Raw genomic sequence first — 24,672 nt, forward strand, 5'->3', positions numbered from 1 at the left:
AGCAGTTCGGGGCTTTTTTCATGGGGCAACGAAGCTATCTGGCCGACAATCCTTAACGCCTGCCATTTCCTTCAATTTCGGCAACTCGAACCGCCTTTTTCCGACGCTCACTCGCCGGTTTCGGCGGCGTGTTTCATCCGCAAGGCGTACGCCAGGCTCACCGGCGCAGCTGAAAAGCCCAGAATCTGGGCCTCCTGAGCGACGGTGGTGGGAAAGCCCGCCCGACGGCGCAACTCGTTGGCGCGGCGCATATCGGCCACCGGCCAGAGAAAGCGCACCACGTCGAGTTGGCCGGTGGCTTTGTTGATGATGAGGCAATCGACCACCTGCGTGCCGTAGCGCTGCGCCTGACCAGCCTGCATCAGTTGAGTGTCCACCGCTTGCGCGTAGTACTGGTAGGATAGCTCGCCCGCTACGGCCGCCGCGCGCAGCTGCGGCAGGAAGCGCGTGGTTTGGCCGGTGCGTTGCAGCACCCGCCAGGCTATTTCGCTGGCCGGCCGGCCTACCAGTGACGTCCCAGGGTAGCCGTAGCGCCGGATAACGGCGGCCACGAAGCGCAGGTCGGTGCTATCGGGTGGCATTTCCCAGCTTGTCGGTCCCGTGGAGCCGGCCCGCGCGTAGCCGGCCAAAGCACCAGTGGGCAGGCGGACGGGCTTCAGGAGCGAGTCGGCTTCGGCTCGCTCAAAGGCAGCGTCGTTGCGCTGCTCGTGCCGCCGGTAGGCCTGGTCCAGGCTATCGAGCTGCTGCCGCAGCCGCACGTTGAGCTTTACTTTTTGGCCGACGTTAAGCTTTGCTTTTTGGGCGAGTGCCGGCAGGGCCAACAGCGCCAGGGGTAACACGAGTAGCTTCAGGTTCATGATGGATGGCAAGATAACGCGACAGGCCTCCCCTTTTCATTATCAACTTAAATAGCTTCTAAGCATACTTAGCCAAAGAAACCGTCAGACAGGTCGATTTCAGCGCAGCGAGATGGGCAGGAACTCGTTTACATTTTCCCACTGCCATCAACCGTGGTTGAAGTCGGATTGCTTGGCGGCCCCAACCAAGGCTGGCCATTAAACAAAAAAAGAGCCGCCCCAAATGGAGCGGCTCTTTTCATGGAAAGTACCTGGAAGCTATTCCAGCACCACTTTCTGGGTGAATACCTCCGTGCCGGCCTGCAGGCGCAGCGTGTAGACGCCGGCCGCCAGGCCTTGGGTTTTGAGCGTGTGCTCGGCCTGACCAGCGGGCAGCTGCAGGGTACGCACGCTCTGGCCGAGGGCGTTGAGCAGCGTGGCCTGGCTGGCGCCGAGGCCGCTGAAACGCAACGTGAGCTGGCCCGTGTTGCTTGGGTTGGGGAACACGCTCAGGGCGGTGCTATTGGTCTGGGCGCGGGCAGCCAGCACGTTAGAGGCCGCGATGGTGAACGCGCCCGGCGTGTCGGAGCTGCCGAAGCCACTCACGGCCACGTAGTAGCGCGTGCCCACCGTGAGGGGCGACACGACTACCGGCGCAGCAAAGGCGGTGTTGTTGGCGCCGCTGCCCTGGCAGAACACCGAGTTGAACGGCCCGGCCGAGCAGCTGGCGGCGGTGTACACCCGCAGGGCGCCGGCGGGTGCGCCGGTGAGGGTCATGGTGCTGGAGGTGGCGCTGGCCGTGAAGGCGAACCACACGTCTTTGGGCTGCTGGCCGCCCACGCAGGCCGGCAGGAAAATGCTGCCCAGCGTGGTGGTAGTCGAGCCGATGTTGTTGGCCGAAACGGGCGTGCTGCTCAGCGCGATGGCACCGCAGGGCTCATCGTTGGCGGGCACGGTGAGCGGCGTGGTGAAGAGCGAGGGGCCCACCAGGGTGCTGCTGCCGTTGAAGCCGCCGCAAATCTGCTGCACGTAGAAATCGTAGTCGGTGGTGGGGCTCAGGCCGTTGATGGTGGTGGTATTGGCGGTGAGGCCCGAAACCGTGGTACCGCTGGCGCTGGGGATGAACCCGCGGGGGCCATAAATCACGGAGTAGGTGCCGCCCGTGCTCAGCGTGCCGCTCCAGCTCAGCACCGCCGTGAAGCTGGTGAGCGAGCCGGCGGTCAGGCCCGTGGGGGCCGGGCAGTTGGGCACCGGCGAGGCGCAGATGGTGAAGCTGCCCAGCGTGCCGGTGGTGCTGTACTCGTTCACACGGATGTAGTAGGTGGTGCTCGGCGTGAGGGAAGTCAAGTCGAGTACCGGGGCGGCCGTGTTAGAAGCCGTGCCCACGCAGGAAATGTAGGTGAGCGGGCCCGTGCAGGCCGTACCCGAGTAAGCCCGTACCACGCTGGCCGCACCGCCCGTGACGGTGATGCGCACCTGCGTGCTGGTGGGGCCGGTGGCGGCCGTCGTGAACTGGAACCACACGTCGCGCGGGGCCGAAACAGAGCCGCAGCCCGTGCCCTGCGTGCCGCCGGTATAGGTGGTGCTCGGCGTCTGGGTAGCGCCGATGGTGGTGGAGGTAACCGGCGTGCACACGTTATTAATGGTCAGCTGCGTGGCGCCGCAGGGATTGTCGTTCAAAATCAGGGTGGTGAACGTAACCGGGCCGGCGGTGCCCGAGTTGGAGCCGGTGCCGCAGTTGGCCGTCACGTAGAACTGGTAAGTAGTGGCCGGCGTGAGGCCCGTGAGGTTGGTGCTGCCCGTGGTGATGCCCGAAACCGTGGTGCCGCCCGTGGCAGGGTTGAAGCCCGTGGGGCCGTACACGACGGTGTAGGTGCCGGTGCCGCCCGTCAGCCACGACAGCGTGGCGGTGGTGGTGGTGACGGCCGTGGCCGTGAGGCTGGCCGGCGTGAGGCAGCCCGTGGCCGACTCCAGAATCACGTTATCGAGGCCGATGTCGTTGCTGGCGTAGTCGCCGCGGCCGCGGAAGCGAATCACGGCCGTGGCCGACGTGCTGCTGATGGGCAGCACCTGCGTCACGAAGCCCGCGCCCACCACGCCGTAGCGGCCCAGACGGGTGAAAGTGGTGCCCCCGTCTTCAGAAAGCAATACCACCAGCGAGTCGGAGCCCACCGTGTTGTTCACGTCAAAGCTCAGGCGCTTGGCGCCGGCGGCGCTCAGGTTCACGTACAAATCGAGCGCGCCCGTGACGCCCGACAGCGTGTAGCCGCTGTGGAAGCGGGCCGAGTGCGAGCCCTGGCTGGCCAGCGGAGTGTAGATATACGAAGTAGGCAGGCTCCAGCCGGCGGCGGTGCCGTCGTCGTCGCGGCGCCACGAAGGGTTGCCCGTGCCGGGCGAGTTGCGCCAGAAGGCCGTGGGCACGTCGCGGGTGCTGCACACGTCCAGCCAGGTGCCCTCGAAGCTTTCCACCACGGGCAGCGTGGCGTAGCTCGGCGCCGTCGAGGAAATCGTTACCGCCGTGGAATTGGCCGACTGCGACGTGGCGCTGCACGTCACGCGGGCGCGATAAAGCGTGGTCGTCGTTTGGCCCGAAACCGTGTAGGTGGCGCTGGTAGCGCCCGTGATGTCGGTGTAGGTGGTGCCGCCATTGGTCGAAGCCTGCCACTGATAGGACAGGCCGCCGTCGGTGGAAGTGCCCGTGAGCGACAGCACGATGGCCGCCGAAGCACAGGTATTGGTGGCCGAGGCCACGGCCGTGCCGGCCGTGGGCGCGCTGCTGCACACAGGGTTCACCGAAATACCCATCACGTTGAGCACCCCGGTGGTGGAGGTTTTGCTGAAGCCCACGCTCTGCACCTGCTTGCTGAGGTTGGCCGCCGACAAGGTGTAGCGGAATTCGTATAGGCGGGGGTCGGACGTGTTGTTGGTAATGGTGTTATCGGCCACGCTCACGCGGCCCAGGCCGATGATGGCCGCCCCGGTGCCGCCGTACCAGTCGGCCACGGTCGTGGCCGGGAATACCTGCGTCGTGCCGTCCGTAAACGTCACGGTCACCACCATGGTGGACACCCCGCTGCCCGACGAGGCCAGCACGTAGACATCGCCGGCCGTACGCGGCGTGGTCACGGTGAGGGTGCCCGTGCCGCCCGTGGTGTTGAGGCGCAGCGAGTTATTGGCCGTGTAGGCCGCCAACTGGAAGGTGAGCCCCGACGTGGCGGCGCTGGTGATGAGGCCCGACGCGGGCAGGCCCGACGTTGAGGTGGCGCCAGCGGGGTTGGTGTAGCCCACCGTCATGAGGGCGTAGCTGGCGCCGTCGAAGTCGGCCGTGGTGCGGGCCGTAGCGGCCCCGGTGCCGTCGGCCACCACGTCGGCGGTGTAGCCGGTCACGGCCACGGGTACCGGAGCGGCCTGCACTTCATTAATGAATAAGGCGCCCAGGCCCAGCGCATAAAGCAGCGGCCGGCAGGTGCGTGTAAACAGTTTTTTCATATGAAAATGGCTGATTAGATTTTTTTCAAATGTAGAGCGAAAGCCTGCACTTAACACCCTGACAACGTTGATTTTTCTGGCTGAATCCTTCGTCTTATCCTGCCAAACGGAATGGTTACACCCAACATAAAGCCCTGTTTTTTCAAGTAAAAGCAACAGAGCATTGGCTCGATAGAAATTTTGTTAATCCGGCCAGCACGCTTTTGCAATTCCTGCAAAAAAGCGCTTTAGCTAAATCCTTTTATTAGGCAATGTCCGGAGGTGTGCATTTTGAGGTGGTTTTGCTGCCTCATGCCTGCTTCCGCGCAGAAATCACTGCCTTAACCAAAGTCCTTTCCAAATATTAGCTTCCTTTATCACCTGCACAGGCCCAGATTCGATGGCCTCAAGCCCAGAAAGCTATATTTCTGCCATGACTACTTTCAGCAGCATGTCGCCAATTCATTTTCCCAGCTTCGTAGTCTGACGGCATTATATGAGGGCGCCATGCAGTGCAAAGCCGCCTGGCGGCGACAGAACCACCAGGGAATCTGTCGCCGCCAGGCGGCTTTGCTGCTCAATCCAGCTCCATTCGGCCCACCATTCTATGCTGCACCGCCGATACTATGGGGTCCGTGACGCTTCCTATTTTTTCGGCATTACAACGGCTTTCTTGTTCATGCCCGCACCCAGTTCCAACGCTAGTTTGGCCTTGGAAGCATCGGTGTTGGTGAGCTTAATGTTCTGGGCTTTCTCGGGGCCCGACACGCGCAGCAACACCGCCGCGCCCGGCGCGTAGCGGATGCCGTCGAGGCTGATGTTGCGGCTGTTGTGCACCTCTATCACCGGGTCGGTTCGGGTGGGCAGCAGCGTCACGTTGGTGAGGCTGATGCGGTCGGCTTCGATGCACACCAGGCCCTGCTCGCTCTTCAGCACCGCGTTTTTGAGGCTGATGTCCTGGATGGCCATTTCGGGCAGGCCGCGCACCAGCAGGCCGGTTTTGGCCCCGTTGCAGGTCACGTCCGTTATGTAAATTTTGCGGAACTGCGGCGTGCCCGCGTCCACCGGCTTGGGTGGCGAGGCGGGGCGCTCCTTCGAGCCGGCCACCTGCGGGCTGGGGTCGCGTATCATGTAGTACATGTCGAAGAGCAGGGCCTCGTTCAGGATGTCCTTCATGGTGACGTGGTCGATGAAGATGTTTTCGACCACCCCGCCTCGGCCGCGCGTGGTTTTGAAACGCAGGCCAATATCGGTGCCAATGAACGTGAGATTGGAGGCGTAGATGTTGCGGGCGCCGCCCGACATTTCCGACCCAATCACAAAGCCGCCGTGGGCGCGGTACACGGTGCAGTTGCGGATGAGAAAGTTCTCGGTGGGCACGGCGCGGGCGCGGCCCTGCGCGTCGCGGCCCGATTTGATGCAAATGCCGTCGTCCCCGGCCGAGAACGAGCAGCCCTCCACAATGCCGTTGCGGCAGGACTCCAGGTCCAGCGCGTCAGTATTGGGGCTGTAGGGCGGGTTGATGACCGTCACGTTGCGCACGATGACGTTGTCGCTCAGCAGTGGGTGTACCGTCCAGGCCGGCGAGTTCTGGAAGGTGACGCCCTCAATCAGGAGGCGCTTGCAGCCGTCGAGCACCAGGAAATCAGGCCGCAGGTAGTCCTTAATGTCCTCGAAATCGGCAATGTTTTTCTTATCCTCGGTGAGCACGCCGGCCTCCTTTACGGTGGTGCCCTTCAGGGCCTGGGCGGTGGGGTACCACCGGTCCTGCTTCTCGTTGAGGGCGCCGCCCGAGGCTACCAGCTTTTTCCAGTCGCTTTCCAGGGTGCGCGGCTTCTGCACCATCCACCAGGCCTCGCCCGCGCCGTCGAGAATGCCGTGGCCGGTGATGGCCACGTTCTCCAGGTTTTTGCCGTAGATGAGCGGCTGGTTACGCACGGCAGCCAGTCCCTCCCAGTTGGTTTTGATGAGTTTATAATCAGCCATTTGCTCGCTAAACTGCACGAGTGCGCCAGTGGCCACGCGCAGGTTCACGTTGCTTTGCAGCTCGATGGGGCCGGTGCGCCACTGGCCGGGCGGCACCAGCACCACGCCCCCACCCTTGGCCACGCAGGCCGCAATGGCTTGCTGGAAGGCGGCGGTATTGGTAGTTTGGCCGTCGCCGATGGCGCCGTATTTGGCAATGGAAAACGTATCGGCCCGGAAGGCGGTGGTCTTAACGGGTGGTAGCGCGGCGGGCGACTGGGCGGCAGCGACTATTGGAAGTAATGCGAGCAGGAAGGCTTTCATAGGGGAAATGTAGCGTGGACTCTGCGAGTCCGCGAATGAGCGCAGCGAATGTGAGCGTTTGAACGGCCGGTCACGCGCGGACTCGCAGAGTCCACGCTACAGTGCCTACGGCATTTTCTGCAAGCCCTCCCACTTCACCTTCCACCCCTTCGGAATGCCGGGGTTGGCTTCTTTGGCGCCGTCGTAGCCGGCGCACATGAGGGCCACTGCGGCGAGCAGGCCGCCGTTGCCGGGCAGGTAGAGGGGCAGACGGCCTTCCTGGTAGTTGTGGCCGTTGGGCAGGTAGGTGTTCTTTTGCACCTTCATCAGCAGGGCGTCCACGGCCTTTTCGGGCAGGCCGAGGCGGGTGGCCGTCATCGACGTCATGGGGAAGTCCCAGCCCCAGGTGTCGTTCCAGCTCCAGTCCTTCCAGATGAGGTCGAAGGTGCGGCGCATGGTAGCGGCGTCCTGCTGGCCGGTAGCGGGCATCACGCCCAGCGCGGCCAGCACCGAGGGGTGGTCGGTTTTGTATTCGGGGTTGGTGTAGGAATCGGGGGCGCTTTCGGTGGCCAGGTACACGCCGTTGGCCTCGGGCAGTTTCGAGAGCTTGGCCAGCACCTCGTCCCACTTGGCGTTGCGCGGCTGGCCCTGGCGCTCGCGCCATTTCTGGGCAATATCCAGCGCCCAATGCCAGTACACCAGCTCAAACGTGGGGTTGAAAGTGTCCTCGGCCTTGAACCGCTCCTGGGCCGGAATCACGCCTTTGCCGAGAATATACCGGTCTTTGTCCTTCTCATAAAACGGGAAGGACGCCATGAACTCAGCCGTCTGTGTCACGCGCTCCTGGTACAGTTTCAGGGTAGCGGCGTTGGGGTGAGCGCGGTAGGCTTCCTCGGCGAAATAAATGGTGTGCGGCTGCTGCCACAGCAGAAAAGCGCCCACCGACGACGGCCCTTCTTCGCCCCAGGGGTCGGTCATTTTCTGCCAGCGCCAGCCGGCGTAGCCCTGGCGCTGGGCAATGCCCCGGGCCACGGCCTGCACGTCGGGCCGGGCGTACCAGGTGAGGCTCTTTTCCAGAATTTCGGGGCGGCCCCAGAGCGCGAAATGCGCCGCGTGCCACCAGTGCATTTCGAGGTGCGGCCGGCCGTACCAGCTGTTGAGCAGCAGCCCGGTTTCCTGCGGCGGCTGCGAGCCAGCGTTGTGAATCTTGGTCAGGTACTGCGAGAGCACCACGCGGCGCTCCAGCTCCCTGGCGCGCGGGTCGGCGGTGCCGCCGAAATCGACGGCCCCGCCGCTGCGCCAAAAGGCTGGCCACTGCTGCCGGCTGTTGGCCAGCGTGGCGGCGAAAGTGGGTGCGGCAGCCCGGGCTTTGTTGGGCGTGAATTGGCAGCCCAGTTCCAGCGTGGCGCTGGCCCGGCCGGGCGTGAGGATGAATTCATGCGGCCGGCCCGCAGCAAGTGTGGCCGGCTGCGCCCAGTTCAGTGCCACAAAGTATTTCGTGGTATCGAGTTGATGAGTGAGCAAAGCGCGGCCGACTTTCTGTTCCACAATGGTTGATTTGTGCGCGTCTTTGTGGCTGTAGTCGACGGCCATATCAGCCCAGCCAGCGGTGGGAAACGGGAAGCGCAACGCCACTTTCAGCCGCCTCGTTTTCAGCAGTTCCGACGTGATTTTGGCCGCCACGGCGTCCTGCGCCTGGTGGCCCACGGTCAGCACGTCCACCGCCGTGCCTTCCACCGTGAAGTGGCTCTGGATTTCGCCCGTCCAGGGGTTCAGCACCTGATGGATGTTTTTGATGTCCCGGACTCCGGCCGGCTGGCCGTCTTTCTTTATAATAATAAAACCCAGATTGCCCAGCTGCAGGCGGTGCGGGTTGGCCCGGAAGTAGTCGCCGGACTCCTTATTGCCAGGCGTTTTCACCTGCACGGCGTAGCTCACCGGGCGGCCGTTGAGGGTGTAAGTGCGCAGGCTTTGGCCGAATTTGTAGCCCTCTTTATTGGGAAAGCGGTGCCAGCCCCACTCCGACTCCGTGCCCAGCGGCAGGCCTTTTTCGTAGTGCAGCGGAAAGGTCTGCAAGCCGGTGAAATCGGCGGTGAAAGCAAATTTGCCATTGCCTACCGACAGCGAATTGAGCGAGTCGGTATTGGTGACCAACACTTTGTGGCGCTCCACCACGGCCTGGCGGTTGATGGGAGTTGGCTGAGCAGCTATGCGGGCCGGCTTCGCAGCCAGCAGCGAACTAAGAAGAAGAATGCCAACGGGTATTTTCATGAAACAGATTAGATTAATTACGGGCCAAGGTCACGCTCATCAGCCCAATTACCACGTCATTGGCTAGTGCTTTGACGGTGAGGCTTTTGAGCTTTTTCTTTGGGTCGAGCGGGAGTTCCAGCACCGTGGCTGCGCCGCCGTCGATGGCGCGGGTGCTGAAACCCTTGATGCTGGTATACTGGCTGAAGTCGCGCGTCATCAGCCCGGTTTTGAGGTGGAGGCGCAGGGGCTGGGGGGCGTTGGTTTGGAAGGCGAAGCCGTCATTGGCGTAGTCCTGCTCGATGGGCCACCAGTTGTCGGGGTTGCGTAGGAGCAGCGTGGCGGTGCTGTTGTCGGCGTAGGTTATCAGCACTTCGCCGTTGGTCAACTGGCTTTGCATGGGATTGGTGGAGCCGGCCATGAGCAGCACGGTGCGGCTGGCGCGGCCCCGCAGCGGCACGGTGGCTGCGTGGGGGTAAGTGTCCCACTGCGACACGAACACGATGTTCTTCGTGCCCGCCGCGCCGGGCGTGCGCAGTGGCTCGCCAGTGGGCAGTTGGATTTCATTTTTGGCGCCCGCCAACTGGCGCAGGCCGCTGTCGTCGATGTTGGCCTGTGTGAGCGGGTAGCACCAGTTGCCGATGCCCTGGGTAGGCAGCTCCAGGGTGGCCGTGCCGGCGCGGGGCGAGAGGTAGGCATTCTGGAAAATGCGCGTCACCTGGTCGTTGAAATAACGGCTCAAGTCCACGGTTTCCCATTTGGCAGGAGCAGCCGGAGCTGCTTCCGCCACTTTCGCGGCCAAGGTTACATTCAGGTTCACCGGCTCCCACCACGTCAGGGCGCCCTGCTGCAGCTGCACGAACACCGTGCGGGCGCCGGGCTCCCCTCCTACTTGCGCGCTTAGTTCGTGCGTCGTGTTGTTTAGCTGCCGCAGCACTTGTTGCGGGTCGGAAACCTTGAGAATATTGGCCTGCGGGAAGCGCACCGTCAGGGCCTCGTTGGCGGCGTATTGCGCTTTGGGCGCGGCCACGTCGGGCGCATCGCCCTGCCACTGAATTTCGACCACATACTTCGCCGCCGGCTCGCTGTTGATTTCAATAATGGGCCGCCCCACGGCCGTTTCCACATTGCGCCAAGTGGCTTGCTGGCCGTTTACCATAACGGTTTGGATGCCCACGGCGCGGGCCTGCACCTGCAGCTGCAATTTGAGCGGTTTGGCAAAGGCAGGCATGATGGTGTAGGTGTCGCGGGCGTCTTTCCGTTTGAAATCAAATGCCACGTCCGGCACATTCAGGGCAGCATCGTTCCAGGCAGCGGGCAGGCCGGGTCGGATGCGCAGGGTGCCGTGCAGGGCATCGGGCACGATGCCGAACAGGCCCTCCACCAGCGAACGGGCAGCCATGCCGATGGGGTCAGCAAAGTCGCGGTACAGTTCGCCGCGGTTGGCGTCGTAAAAGGAAATCTGCTGGAAATTGCCGGGGCTGCTGCCCAGGTACATGCTTTCGAGCAAAGCGCTTTTCCAGAGCAGGAAGGCCTGTTCCGGGCGGCTGGCCTGCCAGTTGGCCAGCGTGGCATGCAGGTTTTCGGCCAGCACCACGTTGTTCAAAGACCAGTCATAAGGCTGCCAATTAGTAGTCGAAAGCAGGTAGTAGCCGGCATCGGGCAGGCCGGCGGCGCGCACCGGAATGTGGGGCAATTCGGCGTCGACGTAGCGCAGCGCCTGGTAGGCCTGGAACGCATCGGGCACTTCCGAATCGAGCGCGTGGTAAATCGTCCAGAGGCCAGCGGCGGGGTGCAGGGTTTTCAGGCCCAACGCATCCTGGTATTCGGCGTACCACCCGCGGCCCGGCATCCAGAGCCGGGCATTCAGGACCTGATGAATTTTGGCTGCTTCCTGTTGGTAAGGTGCCGGATTTTCGCCCAGCAGTTGGGCCAGTTCTGCGGCTTTTTGGTTGGCGAAGTAGTTGTAGGCCGACGAATGCGTGACCGCGCCGCCGCTGTACTGCAGCGCATCGGAAGCCCAAATGGCCGCGTAAGCGTCGTACAGGCCATCGCCGTCGGGGTCGAAGTTGCGCTTCTCCCAGGCCAGGTGGCGCTGCAGCACGGGCCACATGCGGCGGGCAAAGGCTAGGTCGCCGGTCCAGTTGAAGTGGCGCAGCAGCTCGTCGATGAACACGAGGTTCATGTCGTAGTGGTGGGGCCGGAAGTCGCCGCCGGGGTTGCGGCTGATATAGCCTTCGCTGAAAATAGTGGTGCCCAGCTTCTCCAGCTGCCGGGCCAGGTGCAGGGCCGTATCGGGCGTGATAGGGCCACTGGGCGGGCTGGTGAGCTGCGACTGCGCGTAGCTGCCAAAATGCAACTGGGCGCGGTCGTGCCAGCCCAGCGGGTCGGCCGCGTAGGGCCCACGCCAGCCATTTAGGCGCATGCGCCAGGCAATGGCGCCGTGCATATAGGAGGGCGTTTCCCAAATGGCATCGGCGGCCACGGCCAGCGCCCCGCCCAGGGTATTGATGTAGGGGTCGGGCGTCGCAACTTTCACGCGGCCCGCCAGCGCCACCCGCACGGCCTCGGCCCGGGCGAAAGCAGCCGGCAAAGCCGCATAAGCCGGCACTGGGCCCGCCTCGCCTTTCTGCACCGCGAAGTAAAAATCTTCGCCGCTGCGGGCGTTTACAGCACCCGTCGCTACCGGCGCGGCCGAAGCTTGGGAAGCGAAAAGCTGCTGTGGCGTCTCCTGCTGCGCGGCATCGGCCACGTGGCTTTCCGAAGTTGGCGGCACCACACCCAGCAGCAATTTAGGGGTCGCGGCCGGGCCCGGGGCGGGCGTCGTGGCTGGCAGTTTCGCGCCCAAATCACGGTAGGGGTCGGCGGTGGGTGGGGACTTTGCCCCGCCATAAGTCAGCACAAAAGCATTCTTTTTCAATTCAACCGTGTTGCCCTGGCAATACTCCGGCTTCAGGTAGAAGCTCGATTCCGGGTCGGCGCCGATGTCGCCGTCGCGGCTGAATTTCTTGCCCGTGGCTCCACCGAAAGCCCACAGCAGCCGCACCCGGCCGGCGGGCACGTTTTCAAACCGGGCCCGCACCAGCACGCCTTCGGCATCGGCCATGGCCTGCACGTCGAGGTGCAGCCGGCCGGGGCCCAGCAGAGGGTCGGTGATGTCGTAGAGCATCATGCCCGGGCGGTAGCGGGCCGTGATGTTTTCGGCTTTCATCAGCCACTTGCTTTGGCCATTGGCCAGCAGGCCGAACTTCAGGTTGCCGCCCATGCCGGGCAGGTAGAGCGCGAATTCGGGCAAGTCGCCGGCTTCCACGCGGAAGGCGGTGTTGGTGCCGTAAAGGGCGCGGGTGAAGCGGTGCGTGCCGTTGCTGATGACAAAATCGGTGCCTTCGGGACGGTAGCGCAGGGTGCGCGGCTGGTTGTGCCAAAGCGGCGGACCGGGCACGCCCTGCGCCTGCATCCCGCGACTCAGCAACAGGAGCAGCAGTAGGTTCAGAAGGGTCTTTTTGTTCATCAGCGGCCGGAGTTATTGAATCTGAAGCTGATTTACCACCAGCCCCGCATCGAGCAAGTATAGCCGAATAGTGGCCGGGCCGCTGGCCGCCACCTCGTGCGTGGTCTGGCCTTGTGAGAAGCCGCGCAGCACGTTTTCTTTCCACTGCTTCGAGTCGGCGGGCACGTTCACGTCCACGGTTTGGGGCGGCCCGCCATTCACCGAAACCGCGTAGTGCAGCCCGCGCCCGGCATACAGCCCAAAGGTGGGCAGGCAGCGCACGAACACCGAATGCGGGCCGGCCGAAAGGTTGGCGCGGTATTCCAGGTAGGGCGCGTGGGCTATGTCGGCCGCAAAAGAGGGCACGTCGTAGGGTAGTCGGGTCAGCCCCTGCCCTTCCAGCCCGAGGCCGGGCAGCGGAGCCAGGAATTCGTTGGGCGCGGCCCCTTTGCTGGTAAAAGCCGTGGCAGGCAGCATCAGCGGCGCGGTGGCCAAGGCGGCTTCCGGAGCTCTCGGCGCAGCGGCGGCGGCTTTGCCTTCGGCCACCAAGGCCGCGTTGGCCACGGGCGGCATCTCGAAAATCTTCTGGTCGCGCGGGTGCGAGCTCATCATGCCGGCCCATTTGCCGCCGGCTATTTCGTCGTTGTAGCGCCGGGTCAGGGCCTGAATCTGGTCGTAGGCGGCCTGGGATTTTTGGGTAAAACCCAAAGCCTGGTCATCGCCTTTTTTGGCCAATTCCAGGCTACGGGCGGCGTAAAACACCTTCTCGTTCATTAGCCTTGCCCCCAGTACTGGGTAGAGAATCAGCTCAAAATAAGCATCCCGCAAACTAGCCGGAATTTGCTTTTCCAGGGCCTCGGCTTCGGCCGCTATTTTCTGGTAGTCGGCCAGGCGCTGGTCCTGCTCGGGGGCGGTGAAGCTTACGCCGCTCAGGTGCTCGGGCTTGGCGGCGTGGCCCAGGCGGTAGTACTCGTGCTTGAGGCGGGCAATGGCGGGCGCAAGCTTAGCGCCGAAGGTTTCGGTGGCCCAGCGCGCGGCATAGGCATCGGCGGTGGCGGGCGTCCAACGGCCCACGTTCCAGGCCAGGTCCATGGCAAACTGCGTTTCCAGCTCGGCGGGCTTGATGTCACCCACGTTCACCACCCACAGCCTCTTAGCTCCCAGGGCGTACGCCTTGCTCAGCTCGTAGCTCATCAACGCGGGCGAAATGCTCGACAACCACAAATAATCCTGCGGGGCGCCCCAGTACGAGACGTGGTAGTACACGCCGCTGCCGCCACTGCGTTTTTGTTCTTCTTTGTCAGAGAGTTGCCGGATGTAGCCGTGGTTATCATCGGCCCATACGATGGTCACGTCATCGGGCAGCTTCAGGCCGGCCTGATACAGCGTCAGCACCTCTTTGTAGGGGCAAAAAATTTGAGGCACCGGCTGGCCATTGATAGGCTTCACGTACTGGTGCAGCAGGCGGCGCTGGTCGGTGATGACGGTATCGAGCAGGCGCACCTTGGCAGCGCGGTCGGGCGGGCCGGGCATGCTGCCGTCGTGGATGCCGCGCATGCCCACCGTGTACACCGATTCGTACTGAGCCGACTGTTTCAGCCGGTCTTCCCAGTAGCGGTACATCTGCGGGCCGTTGAGGTCGTAGCGCCATTCGCCGGGCTTCTGGCCGTACTCGTGCTCGTAGTTTTCGGCCCACTCAAACACGTTGTTGCGCAGCATGGGCTCGCAGTGGCTGCCACCCACCACAATGGCGTAGCGGTCGGCCAGCACGGGGTCGGCGGGGTAATGGTAGAAAGCCTTGGTGCCGGGGTGCATGGCCGGCCAGATGTAGTTGGCCTTGAGGCGCAGCAGCAGCTCGAAAATATGGGCGTAGGTGTTTGGGCCAATGTCCTGCACGTCTTTATCTAAGTGGCGGGCCGCCCAGGGGCGCAGGCCCCAGTCCTCATCATTGAGGAAAATGCCCCGATACTGCACCGCCGGCGGCCCCTGCACCAGCGCACCCGGCTGCACATACAGCGCATCATGGTGCGCGGGCGCCACATCGGCCCACCACACCCACGGCGATACGCCCATGCGCCGCGCCACCTCAAATACGCCAAACGCCGTGCCCCGTCGGTCGCTCCCGGCAATGACCAGGGCGCGCGGCACATTCGGAAACGGCTTTTCCACCACACTTATGCTGTAGCTTTCCCAAGTGCCACGCAGTTGCCTGGCCTTGAGCTTGCCGCTGGCCACGAGTTTGTCAATCAGCGCCGATTGGCCCAGCGTGCCGATAATGACGGCGGGCCCGGCGGGCGTTTTCGCCCCAGTCTGCATCCGGGGTTTCAGGCCCGTCACCCGCGCCACGTCGCCGGCAAAGGCTTCGGCCGCCACGCGCACCACGGCGGCATCAGTCGCATCGAAGCAGAGCGTAGCTACCTGGTGAGCGTGTACCAACGGAAAGGCCTGGGCCGAATACGCCGCCGTGAGCGGGGCGGTGAGCGGCCCTTGCGCATGGGCCGCTGTAGCACAAATCAGCAGCAAGCCGAGGGCTAATGGCTTGCCAGACAAAAGGAAGCGGAGGAACATGAGCAACGGAACAGTAACTTACGGCGCCGGCGTACCCGCCGGCTTTTCATATACTTCCACCTCCACCAGGCCCAGCGTGCCGGGCGGGCCGGCCTGGTCGGTGGCGGCGGTAGCCACTTTGGGCGTTTCCAGCTCGGTGATGTTGAAAGCGTCTTTGGCCTGCGTCTGGCCGGTCAGTTCGATGCGAACCTTCTGGCCGGTGCGCGGCGGAAATACGGCCGTGAAGTAGCCCAGGCTGCGCTCGGTTTTCCCGCCGAAAACCTCTTGCCCATCCACCAGAATGCGAATCGGGTAAGTGCTGGTGCGCCAGCCGGTGAGCTTCATGGCCACCTGGCTGATACTTGCGGGCCGGGCCAGCGTGTATTCAATCCACGGCCCGGCCTGCTTGCGGTCCGAAATCCATTCCGAAAGCTCGTTGTCATCGAAGCTGAAAGCCGCGTTGTCAGGGTTGGAGCTGGCAGTGACGGCCTGAATCGGCACGGCCACCCGCGATACCCGGAACGACGGCCCGGCCGGCGTGGGCCCGCGCCCCAGCCGCACCGGCAAATCGGCGCCCGGCAGTTGCATGCTCAGGCCATTGGCCACCGTCATCGGCTGCGATTTCAGGCTGACCGTGGCCGGCTTCAGGCCCTCCGAAGTGGCGGTGATGGTGATGGTGCCGGCATGGGTGGTGCTGCGCACGAGCGCCCGGTTCACGCCGCCTTCCACGGGCAGGCTTTTGGCCAGAATGTAGTTGCCGGGCCCTTGCGCCAGACCGCCGCGCCATTCGGCCGGGCCGCTTAGGGTGAAGTTCACCATGTTGAGGGCCGTGGGGCAGCGGCGACCTTGCGCATCCACGGCTTCCACCTGCACCAGGGCCAGGTCGGTGCCGTCGGCGTGCAGGCCGGTGGGGCTGGTGGTGGCGGCCAGGCGCAGGGCCACGGCGGGGCCGGCGGTCTGGTGCTCGGCTTCGCTCACGACCTTGCCGCTGGCGTCGTAGCTCACGGCGCGCAGGGTCCCGGGCTGCCAGGCCACGTCCGGGAAGGTGAAGAGGAAGCGGTACTGCTGCTGCCCAAAACCCAGCGACTTGCCATTGAGAAACAGCTCCACTTTCTCACCGTTCGAAACCACATCCACGTTTTTCACCACTCCCATTTTGTAGTTCCAGTGGCCAATAATGTGGGTACGCGCCCTCTCCGGCTCTACCCAGCCGTCCCACATTACCTGGTGGGCGTAGTAGCCGTCTTTGGCGATGCGCAGGGCGTCCACCTCGCCGCTGCGGCGGTAGTTTTCCTCGCCACGGTAGTGGGTGTTGGTGTCGCTGAACACGATGTTGACGCCGCCGGCGCTACTGCGGGTGCCGGTGCCGGGCCGCTCGTGCCAGTAGTCGTACCAGCGGATGACGTCCTCGCGGGCCTGGGAGTCTTGGTTGCGGTTATACTCGGCGGCATTCGCGCCCTTGTAGAGTGGGCCGGCGCCGTCCTTGTGGAAGGGCGGGCTGAGCTCGTCCCAGTACTTGCGCAGGGCCTCGTCGCGCGAGTATTCCATAGCCCACAGCGGCTTGGTGGCGCTTTTGTTGATGTAGAGCATCTCGCCGCCGTACTCGGCCGCCGGAATGTCCAGCATCTCGCGCGAGCCGATGGCCCGGCCGCCGTGCGGGTCATACTGGTTCCGGATGTCCTTCAGCTCCTGCATGTGGGCGGCGCTGATGCTCTCGTTGCCGCCCTCGTAGAACAGGATGCTGGGGTTGTTGCGGTTGTAAATGATGGCGTCGCGCATCAGCTCCAGGCGCTGGCCCCAGCGGCGGTCGGCCACGTCTTTTTCGGCGTCGCCGGCGGGCATGGCCTGGGGCAGGCCCACCCGGTCACAGCTTTCGATGTCCTGTTTCCAGGGTGTGACATGCATCCAGCGGACCAGGTTGGCGTTGCCAGCCACCATCAGGCCGTTGCTGTAGTCCGAGAGCCAGGCCGGCACGCCCAGGCCCACGGCCGGCCACTCGTTACTGGTGCGCTGGGCATAGCCGTGCACCATCATCACCCGGTCGTTCAGCTTGATGAGGCCGTTGGCAAACTCGGTTTTGCGGAAGCCGGTGCGGGTTTTCACCTCATCGATGACTTGTTTGCTATCAATCAATCGGGTCGAAACCGTATACAGGTAGCCGTAGCCCCAGCTCCAGAAATGCAGCCCGGCCAGCTTGCCCCGCGCCGTCACCGTTTTCATTTCGCCCGGCGCCAAAGTTGTTGTGCCGCCGCTGAAGGTGCCGATGGTTTTGCCCGCCCCATCGGCCACCGCCGCCTCAAACGTGAAGGTGCGGGCGGCCGGAAACCCGTTCTTCACCTGCGCCTCGGCCACCACCGTGGCTTTGCCTGCGGCCACATCGAACTCCTGCGCATACACATACACACCCGTAGTGCCCAGCATCGAGAACAGCGGCAGCGTCTGGTGCAACGGGCTCATCACGTGCAGAAACACGTTCTTGGGAATACCACCGTAGTTGGCGTTGAAGTTCCGGTTACTCCACTGGAACATCTGGCCGCTGGCTTTTTCCTTGTAATCCCAGTCGTTGTCGGTGCGCACGGCCAGCACGTTGTCGGCCGGCGCGGGCCGCAGGTAGGGCGTCAGGTCGAAGCCCACGGCCATCACGCCGTTTTCGTGCAGGCCCAGGGGCTGGCCGTTCAGCCAGAACTCGCCCGCCAGCCGCACGCCCTCAAACTCCACGAACACCTTCTGGCCCGCCGCCCCGGCTGGCAGCCGGAAATGCTTGCGGTACCAGGCCACGCCCGTGCTCAAATCCTTGATGTCCTTGCTGAAGGCTTCGTCCTCGTTCCAGGCGTAGGGCAGCGTCACGCTTTTCCACTTCGCGTCGTCAAACGCACTGGCTTCGGCGCCGGGCATCTCCCCTACCCGCACTTTCCACCCGGGGTTGAAGTTGAATTTCAGGCGGCCGGCCGGGGCCGGGGCGGCCAGGGCAGCGGGGCCCAGGCTCCACAGCAACACAAGCAGCGCGGCAGCGCGCCACGCCCTTACAAACCGGCAGAAATTCGGAATCAGCATGAGGAAAAAGAAGGAATCAGACAAATGAAGCAGCCCCCACCACTCACACTGTCCTGTACTGTGCGGTCTGCGCGGCGCTATGCCAAAGCGCCCGGCCCTGGCGCTGCCCGCAGTGTGCGAAGCAACCCCAAAACCGGGCGCTGGTGGCCGGAATCAGTCGTTTAGCCTAGTATCCCGGGTTCTGGTCGTAGAGGCCGGGCGCCGAGCTTAGCTCCACCTGCGGCACAGGGTAGAGCAGCAGGTCGGCGGTGAGAGGGCGCGTGATTTTATACGTTGGGGGGTTGCCAGCGGGTGGGTCCTCGCGCAGAATCCAGGCGTTCATGGTGGTGAGGGCCAGGCCGGAGCGCATGAGGTCGTTCCAGCGCAGGTTTTCGCCAGCAAACTCGCGGCGGCGCTCCTCCATCAGGCCGGGCAGGTCGATGGTGGTGAGGGCCGGCAGGCCCGCGCGGGTGCGAATGGGCGTGAGGCGAGCGGCGGCCGTGGCCGGGGTTCCGCCCACGCCGCGCACTTCGCATTCGGCCTTCATCATCAACACATCGGCGTAGCGAATCACGATGAAGTTGGTGGCCCAGTCGGTGCGGCTGGTGCCTTTGGCGGCCACGTTGATGTACTTCTTGTAGAACGGCCGGGGGTCGACGTTGCCGGCGTTGTTGTAGCCCTGCTGGATGTTCACGGCGCGGCGCACGTCGGTGGCGCTATACGACACGTTGTTCAGGTCGTTGGAGCAGGGCTTGATTTCGACCGAGCCGGCCGAGAACGGCAGGGCCAGGTTGCCCAGCGCCACGGTGCCGGAGTAGTAGCCGTCGGGGGCCACCACGTTCATGAAGGACGAGCCCAGCGTGCCGGTGCCGTTGGAGATGTACTGCAGGTCGAAGATGACCTCCGCGTTGTTCTCGTTGGTGGGCGAGAAGATGTTGGCGTAGGCGCCGGTGCCGGCCAGCAGGTTGTAGCGGGCCGTGCCGGTGGCGGCAATAATTTCATCGAGCAGCACGCTGGCTTTGTCGTACTCATTACTGGCCAGGCCCGGGCCGTTGATACCGTAGGTAGGGCCCGATTTGGTAAGGTACATCTGCGCGAGCAGGGCCTTGGCGGCACCCGACGTGACGCGGCCCACGCCCAGCGTGGCGCCCACGCCGCTGCCCGTGTAGGCGGTGGGCAGGCTGGCAATGGCCGTGCGCAGGTCAGCCTCAATCAGGGCGTAAACAGCGGCTACTTCGCTGCGCGGAATTTTGGCTACTTCCTGCGGAATGAGCGGTTTGTCGATAACCGGCACTTTGCCAAACTTACGCACCAAATCGAGGTACATAAAGGCCCGGATGAACTTCGACTCGCCCTCGTAGCGGGTGCGGAGCGAGCCCGTGGCCGAGCCGTTGGCCGCCAGCTGCGCCAGCATGGTGTTGGCCCGGAAGATGGTGGCATAGTCCGAGGCCCAGGCATCGGCCACGTAGGGGTTGATGACGAGCAGCGCGGACGAGAAGTTGTTGATGGGGTCCCAGTCGCGCGAGCCGATGGAACTCACCGCGAACATGTTGTCGGAGCGCAGCTCGGAGAGCACCACTTCCCGGTCGGGAAAGCCGCGCAGCGAGCTGTACACGGCCGACATGGCCTGGTCGAAATCGGCGGCCGTTTTGTAGAAGTCCGGTACCGAGCCGTTGGAGAGCGGGTTCTGTTCCAGGTCTTTTTCACATCCGCCCAAGGAAACCAGGGCACAGGCCAGAGACAAGCTGAGGAATAACTTTTTCATGGGGAATTTTATGAGAAGGAGAGCAGATTCCAGAACGGTCATGCTGAGCATGACTGTTCTGTCGAGCTCAAATCCTTGCTTAAATTAGAAAGTGAGGTTGAGGCCCAGAACCAGGGTTTTGGCCAGCGGCAATCCGCCGTAGTCGGAGCCCGACACGAAGGTGCCGGTGTTGCCCGTGTTCACGGCGTCGGGGTTGAGACCGCCGTAGTACTTGTCGTAGCCAAACCAGTTTTCTGCCGTCACATACACGCGGGCGCCTTGTGCCACGCGCTTGTTGATGAGCAGGCCCAGGTCGTAGCCCAGCGTGATGGTGCGCACCCGGTAGTAGTCCGACGAATACAGCCAGTCGGTGTTGCGGATGAAGCCGAAGCTGCCCGTGGCCTTGCCTTTGATGCCGGCGCCGGGGTTGTCGGCCGAGTACCAGCGGTCGCGCACGCGGCCCAGGGCGTTTTCCAGGAAGCCCACGCTGGTACGGTCGATGGCGCGGCCCAGGGTCGAGTAAACGGAGCCGCCGTACTGGCCCTGCACCAGGAAGCTCAGGTCGAAGCCCTTGTAGCGCAGCGTGTTGGTCATGCCGAAGGTGTAGGTCGGGTTGGGGTTGCCCACCACCTGGCGGTCGTTCACGTCAATTTTGCCGTCCTTGTTGTAGTCTTCGTATTTCGGGTCGCCGGCCGTTTCGTTGCCAAATTTGGCGGCGCCGCCGTCAATGTCGGCCTGGCTGAGGATGCCGGTCTGGCGCACCACGAAGAGGCTGTAAATGGGCAGGCCCACTTTCAGGATGTTGCTGGGCGTATCGAGGCCGTTGGGCACTTCGATGGTGGCATCGCCGGGGCCCAGGTGCACCACTTTGTTCTCGTTGTGGCTCACGTTGAACGAGGTAGTCCACGAGAGGGCGCCTTCCAGGTTGCGGGTATTCAATTCCACTTCCCAGCCGGTATTGCGCAGCTCGCCGATGTTCTGCAGGTTGGTGGCGAAGCCCGACCCCGTGAGCACGGGCACGTTCAGGAGCAGGTCCTGGCTGTTTTTGGTGTAGTAGTCGAACGACGCCGTGATGCGGTTTTTCAGCAGGCCGAAATCAACCCCGAAGTCGACGGTGCGGTTGCGCTCCCACTTCAGCTGCGAGTTGCCTACTTTGTTGGGCGCCTGGCCGGGGGCGATGAGGCCGCCGAAGGTGTAGTTGTAGGGGCTAAGGGTGGCAATGCTGCTGTAATCGCCGATGGTGTTGTTGCCGGAGTAGCCCAGGCTGGCGCGCAGCTTCAGGTCGCTCAGCGCCGTCACGGAGCGCAGGAATTCTTCCTGCGAGATACGCCAGCCGGCCGACAAGGCCGGGAACACGCCGGCCCGGTCCTCGTAGCCGAAGCGCGACGAAGCATCGCGGCGCACGCTGCCCGAGAACAGGTACTTGCCATCGTATGAATACTGCAGGCGGCCGAAGTAGGAAATCAGCACGCTTTGCGTTTCGGTGGGGCCGGGGCTGGTCACCAGTACGGCGCCGCTCAGGGTTCTCACCGTGCTGTTCACAAAGCCGCCCGACGAGGCCTGGCTGTTGTTTTCGAGCTTGGCGAAGTTATAGGAAAAGCCCGCCAGCGCCGAAAAGTCGTGCTTGCCCAGGGTCTTGTTGTAGGTAGCCGTGTTTTCGTTCACGAACGTCTGGCGGCGGTAGGTGCTGTAGGAGCCGCTGGCCAGCGACGTCACCAGGTTGCGCGTGGGCGGCTGGTACGATTTCGAGGTCGACTCGTTGTTGTCGAAGTTCAGCGTAGAGCGCAGGCGCAGGCCGGCAATGGGCTGAAACTCGCCGAACACCGTGCCCAGCGTGCGGAAGTTGCGGGTATCGCCCGAGTAGTTGTTGATGACGGCAATCGGGCTGGCCGTGCTCACGCCCCAGCGGTAGGTTTCGTTTTTGCCGTAGCCGGTGTTCACGCCGGCGGTGTCTTCCACAATCGGGGTTTCGGAAAGCAGCTGGTGGAAGCGGTTGTCCTTGCCCTCGATGCCCGGGTCGGTCGAGATAGAGTAAGTCGGCGTGAGGGTGAGGCCGAATTTCAGCTTGTCGCTGGCCTTCACTTCCACGTTGGCGCGGGCCGAGTAGCGCTTGTAGTCCAGGCCGAGGGCGAAGCCCTGCTGGTCGTTGTAGTTGCCCGACACGAAGTAGTTCACGTTGTCGGTCGCGCCGGAGGCGCTTACCTGGTAGTTCTGGCTGATGCCCGTGCGGTAAAGCTCGTCCTGCCAGTCGATGTATTGCAGGCCGGGGTGGCCGGGCAGGGCCCAGCGGTCGTCCAGCATCAGGTTGGCCGTCACGTTATTGCCGGTGAGGCCCAGAATCTGGCGGCGCTGGGCGGTGGTCTGGTCGGCGGTGCGGCCGGGGCCCGATTTCACCCAGTTGTTGTTGATGATTTCGGTGGCGCGCGCGGCCCACTCTTCGCCGCTCAGCAGGTCGAGCTTTTTGGCCGCGCGCGAGCCGCCCACGTAGCTGTTCACCTGAATCTGGGGCTTGCCGGTGCGGCCGCGCTTGGTGGTGATGAGCACCACGCCGTTGGCGGCGCGGGAGCCATAGATGGCCGCCGCCGCCGCATCTTTCAGCACCTCAATCTTCTCGATGTCGTTGGGGTTGATGTTGTCGAGCGGGTTGCCGCTGCCGAAACGGCCGTTGGCGCTGGCACCCACGCTTTCCAGCGGAAAGCCGTCAATCACGTACAGCGGCTCGCTGCCGGCCGAAATCGAGCCCGCGCCCCGCACCTGGATGCTGAAGGGCCGGCCGGGCACGCCCGACGTCTGCTTCACGACCACGCCGGCCAGCTGGCCCACCAGGGCTTGGTCGACGCGGGCAATGGGCCGCTCCTCCAGCTTGCGGGCGTCCATAGTGGCAATGGCGCTGGTCACGTCGGCCCGCTTCTGGGTACCGTAGCCCACTACCACTACCTCGTCGAGGCTCTTGCTGTCGTCGGCCAGCTTCACAGTGAAGCTGCCGGGGCCCGAAAACGACTTCTCCTGCGTCTGGAAGCCGATAAAGCTGAATACCAGCGTACCCGGCGTTTCGGGCACCGACAGGCTAAACGAGCCGTCGGCGTTGCTAGTGGTGCCCAGGGTGGTGCCCTTCACCACCACCGTCACGCCGGGCAGGCCCTCGCCGGTGGGCGAAGTCACCTTGCCGGTGAGCTGCCAGTCGGCGGCCGCGGCGTGGCGGGCGGCGGGCGCATGAGGCACCGCCGCTGCAACGGCTGGCCCCGCCAGGAAGAGCATTGGCACGCAGGCGGTGAGGCGCAAACGTTGCCAGGTGTAAAACTTATTCATACAGATGTGGGAATTGGGTGAGACTTTCTACTTAATAGCAGGGTGGAAAGGCGGAACCTGGGTCAATATTAGGAGTTGGGTAAGCCCTTACTCTCCTGTAGACTACTGGTTAGGCACATTCTGATAACTTACTGTCGGGTTTTTGTACTGAATTAGCCAGTTGCACTCCCGCCGGAAAAGTGTGTGGAACGGACATTGGCCCGGCCGGGCCCGGCAGTAGAAACCGACCGGCGGGGCAGTATCGCGCTCACTGCCAGCGCCGTGACCATTGGCATACCACCGCTGAACACGGGCAGCAGCGCCAACTGCGTTGGGCGAAAGGCCGGCGCGGGCAGTTGCAGCCACCCGCGCCGGACCCGACTCACCGATTCGGCGGAGAACCACTCCGCCGGACATTACCATTTATACAAAAATTTCTTTTTTTAGGCGCAATGCCTTCCCGCACCCTCCTGCCCGGCGCCACTTTTGCGCTGCTTGTTACCCTGCGGTGCACCAGTCACACATCGAAGCGCATCGACGAGGCCGACAACTATTCGGAAGTTGTCCCTGGCGACCATAAATTAGTGGTGCTCAATGCGAGCGCACCCGGCCAGCACCCACGCGGCGTTTTAGCTCACTTTCAGGATGAATGCCGAAGCCGTCATCTCCCGTCCGCCCTGCGAGGCGCAGAACAGGTACTCCGGCTTCCCGTCGCGCAGCAGCAGCTGGGGCCGTTCGAGGCGGCCGTAGCGCTTGAGCTTGGGCGGCGCGGGCGGCTCCGTAACGCCGTAGGCGCGGATGGGCAGGAAGGCGATTTTGGGGAAAGTCCAGGCTTTGCCGTCTTCGGATTCGAGGTAGAGGCCCACTTCCTGGCTGTACACGCCCATGTCGCGGGCCAGCAGGTTGAACTTGCCGTGCTGCCGCCACACAAAGGCATCTTCGAACTGCTTGTTGTTGCCCTGCTTCGAGAAGTCGATGACGGGGTTGCCTTCGAATTTCTGGTAAGGGCCTTCCAGCCTGTCCGAGATGGCGAGGCCGTACTTGCGGTTGCCGCGAATTTCCTGGCCCTTGGCGTCCTCGTATTCCTTGGTGTTCCAGGATTTGTAGTAGAGCCAGTACTGGCCGTCGGGGTGCTTGATGAAAGCGGGGTTGGTGGTGCAGTGGTCGTCCCAGGCGCCGGCGGGGCCGGGCAGCAGCAGCGGCGCGTCGGGCCGCGTCCAGGGGCCGTTGAGGGTGGGCGCGGTGGCCAGGCCGATGCGCTTGGTGTCGGTTTTGCCGTTGGCATTACCCATGAAAAACAGGCAATACCGGCCATCCACGAACTGAATGCTGGGGTTGTGGCAGGTGGTGGCGTCCCAATGGCTGGGGCCGCGCGGGGCCAGCACGGTTTCGACAAAAGTGAACGGGCCTTCGGGCTTATCGGCCACGGCGTGGCAGATTTCGGAGCCGTTCAGCCAGCCGCCCATACCCTTGCTGGCCACCCAGCGCGAGAAAAAGACGTGCACCTTGCCATCGGGCCCGTAGATGGGCGAGTTGCACCACACGTAGTAGCCGGGCAGTTCCAGCGCCCGGCCCACCGGCTTGAGGTGCTTGCTGAATTTCGAGAAATCGGCTTTGGGGTAATCAATCAGCCGGCCGGCAAAGCCCGCCCAGGCGTGGGCCAGCGGAGCCAGCAGGAGGCCGGTGAGAAAGGTGCGACGGGTGGGCATTCAGAGGTGGGTGGGAATGGGGCTGCAGTAAGCTACGCA

At 63.6% G+C, this 24,672-nt stretch carries 10 protein-coding genes; all 10 read right to left on the reverse strand.

Going from position 1 to position 24,672, the window contains the following annotated elements; all coding sequences use genetic code 11:
* Positions 1-107: 107 nt before the first annotated feature.
* The gene (locus Q4S41_RS08830; RefSeq protein ID WP_305030747.1) at positions 108-857 is read right to left on the reverse strand and encodes a hypothetical protein; all 750 of its coding nucleotides are present in this window, start codon (positions 855-857) and stop codon (positions 108-110) included.
* A gap of 258 nt (positions 858-1,115) precedes the next feature.
* A complete protein-coding gene (locus Q4S41_RS08835) occupies positions 1,116-4,325 on the reverse strand; it encodes a fibronectin type III domain-containing protein (protein WP_305030748.1) in 3,210 nt (1,069 codons plus the stop codon).
* A 624-nt stretch (positions 4,326-4,949) separates the two neighbouring features.
* Complete coding sequence (locus Q4S41_RS08840; protein ID WP_305030749.1) at positions 4,950-6,593, reverse strand: glycoside hydrolase family 28 protein; 1,644 nt, start codon at positions 6,591-6,593, stop codon at positions 4,950-4,952.
* 105 nt (positions 6,594-6,698) lie between these two features.
* On the reverse strand, positions 6,699-8,843 hold the full coding sequence (locus tag Q4S41_RS08845) for a hypothetical protein (RefSeq protein WP_305030750.1): 2,145 nt from the start codon (positions 8,841-8,843) through the stop codon (positions 6,699-6,701).
* Positions 8,844-8,856: 13 nt separating this feature from the next.
* A complete protein-coding gene (locus Q4S41_RS08850; protein WP_305030751.1) occupies positions 8,857-12,333 on the reverse strand; it encodes a DUF4450 domain-containing protein in 3,477 nt (1,158 codons plus the stop codon).
* A 12-nt stretch (positions 12,334-12,345) separates the two neighbouring features.
* Positions 12,346-14,880, reverse strand: coding sequence for a glycosyl hydrolase 115 family protein (locus Q4S41_RS08855; RefSeq protein ID WP_305030752.1), 2,535 nt, complete (start codon positions 14,878-14,880; stop codon positions 12,346-12,348).
* A gap of 18 nt (positions 14,881-14,898) precedes the next feature.
* A complete protein-coding gene (locus Q4S41_RS08860; RefSeq protein ID WP_305030753.1) occupies positions 14,899-17,913 on the reverse strand; it encodes a DUF4982 domain-containing protein in 3,015 nt (1,004 codons plus the stop codon).
* Positions 17,914-18,079: 166 nt separating this feature from the next.
* The gene (locus tag Q4S41_RS08865; RefSeq protein ID WP_305030754.1) at positions 18,080-19,657 is read right to left on the reverse strand and encodes a RagB/SusD family nutrient uptake outer membrane protein; all 1,578 of its coding nucleotides are present in this window, start codon (positions 19,655-19,657) and stop codon (positions 18,080-18,082) included.
* Between the two features lie 84 nt (positions 19,658-19,741).
* Positions 19,742-22,945 carry a SusC/RagA family TonB-linked outer membrane protein gene (locus Q4S41_RS08870; RefSeq protein ID WP_305030755.1) on the reverse strand — a complete coding sequence of 1,068 codons (3,204 nt, stop codon included), beginning with the start codon at positions 22,943-22,945 and terminating at the stop codon, positions 19,742-19,744.
* A 608-nt stretch (positions 22,946-23,553) separates the two neighbouring features.
* On the reverse strand, positions 23,554-24,633 hold the full coding sequence (locus Q4S41_RS08875) for a glycoside hydrolase family protein (protein ID WP_305030756.1): 1,080 nt from the start codon (positions 24,631-24,633) through the stop codon (positions 23,554-23,556).
* Positions 24,634-24,672: the final 39 nt, after the last annotated feature.

Source organism: Hymenobacter convexus (assembly GCF_030580955.1).
In the GTDB taxonomy this organism is placed as follows: domain Bacteria; phylum Bacteroidota; class Bacteroidia; order Cytophagales; family Hymenobacteraceae; genus Hymenobacter.

What these genes read in the sequence shown, in the direction of transcription:
- Q4S41_RS08855 (WP_305030752.1), bottom strand. Translation starts at nt 14,880, where the DNA reads ATGTTCCTCCGCTTCCTTTTGTCTGGCAAGCCATTAGCCCTCGGCTTG.
- Q4S41_RS08875 (WP_305030756.1), bottom strand. Translation starts at nt 24,633, where the DNA reads ATGCCCACCCGTCGCACCTTTCTCACCGGCCTCCTGCTGGCTCCGCTG.
- Q4S41_RS08840 (WP_305030749.1), bottom strand. Translation starts at nt 6,593, where the DNA reads ATGAAAGCCTTCCTGCTCGCATTACTTCCAATAGTCGCTGCCGCCCAG.
- Q4S41_RS08845 (WP_305030750.1), bottom strand. Translation starts at nt 8,843, where the DNA reads ATGAAAATACCCGTTGGCATTCTTCTTCTTAGTTCGCTGCTGGCTGCG.
- Q4S41_RS08865 (WP_305030754.1), bottom strand. Translation starts at nt 19,657, where the DNA reads ATGAAAAAGTTATTCCTCAGCTTGTCTCTGGCCTGTGCCCTGGTTTCC.
- Q4S41_RS08835 (WP_305030748.1), bottom strand. Translation starts at nt 4,325, where the DNA reads ATGAAAAAACTGTTTACACGCACCTGCCGGCCGCTGCTTTATGCGCTG.
- Q4S41_RS08860 (WP_305030753.1), bottom strand. Translation starts at nt 17,913, where the DNA reads ATGCTGATTCCGAATTTCTGCCGGTTTGTAAGGGCGTGGCGCGCTGCC.
- Q4S41_RS08830 (WP_305030747.1), bottom strand. Translation starts at nt 857, where the DNA reads ATGAACCTGAAGCTACTCGTGTTACCCCTGGCGCTGTTGGCCCTGCCG.
- Q4S41_RS08870 (WP_305030755.1), bottom strand. Translation starts at nt 22,945, where the DNA reads ATGAATAAGTTTTACACCTGGCAACGTTTGCGCCTCACCGCCTGCGTG.
- Q4S41_RS08850 (WP_305030751.1), bottom strand. Translation starts at nt 12,333, where the DNA reads ATGAACAAAAAGACCCTTCTGAACCTACTGCTGCTCCTGTTGCTGAGT.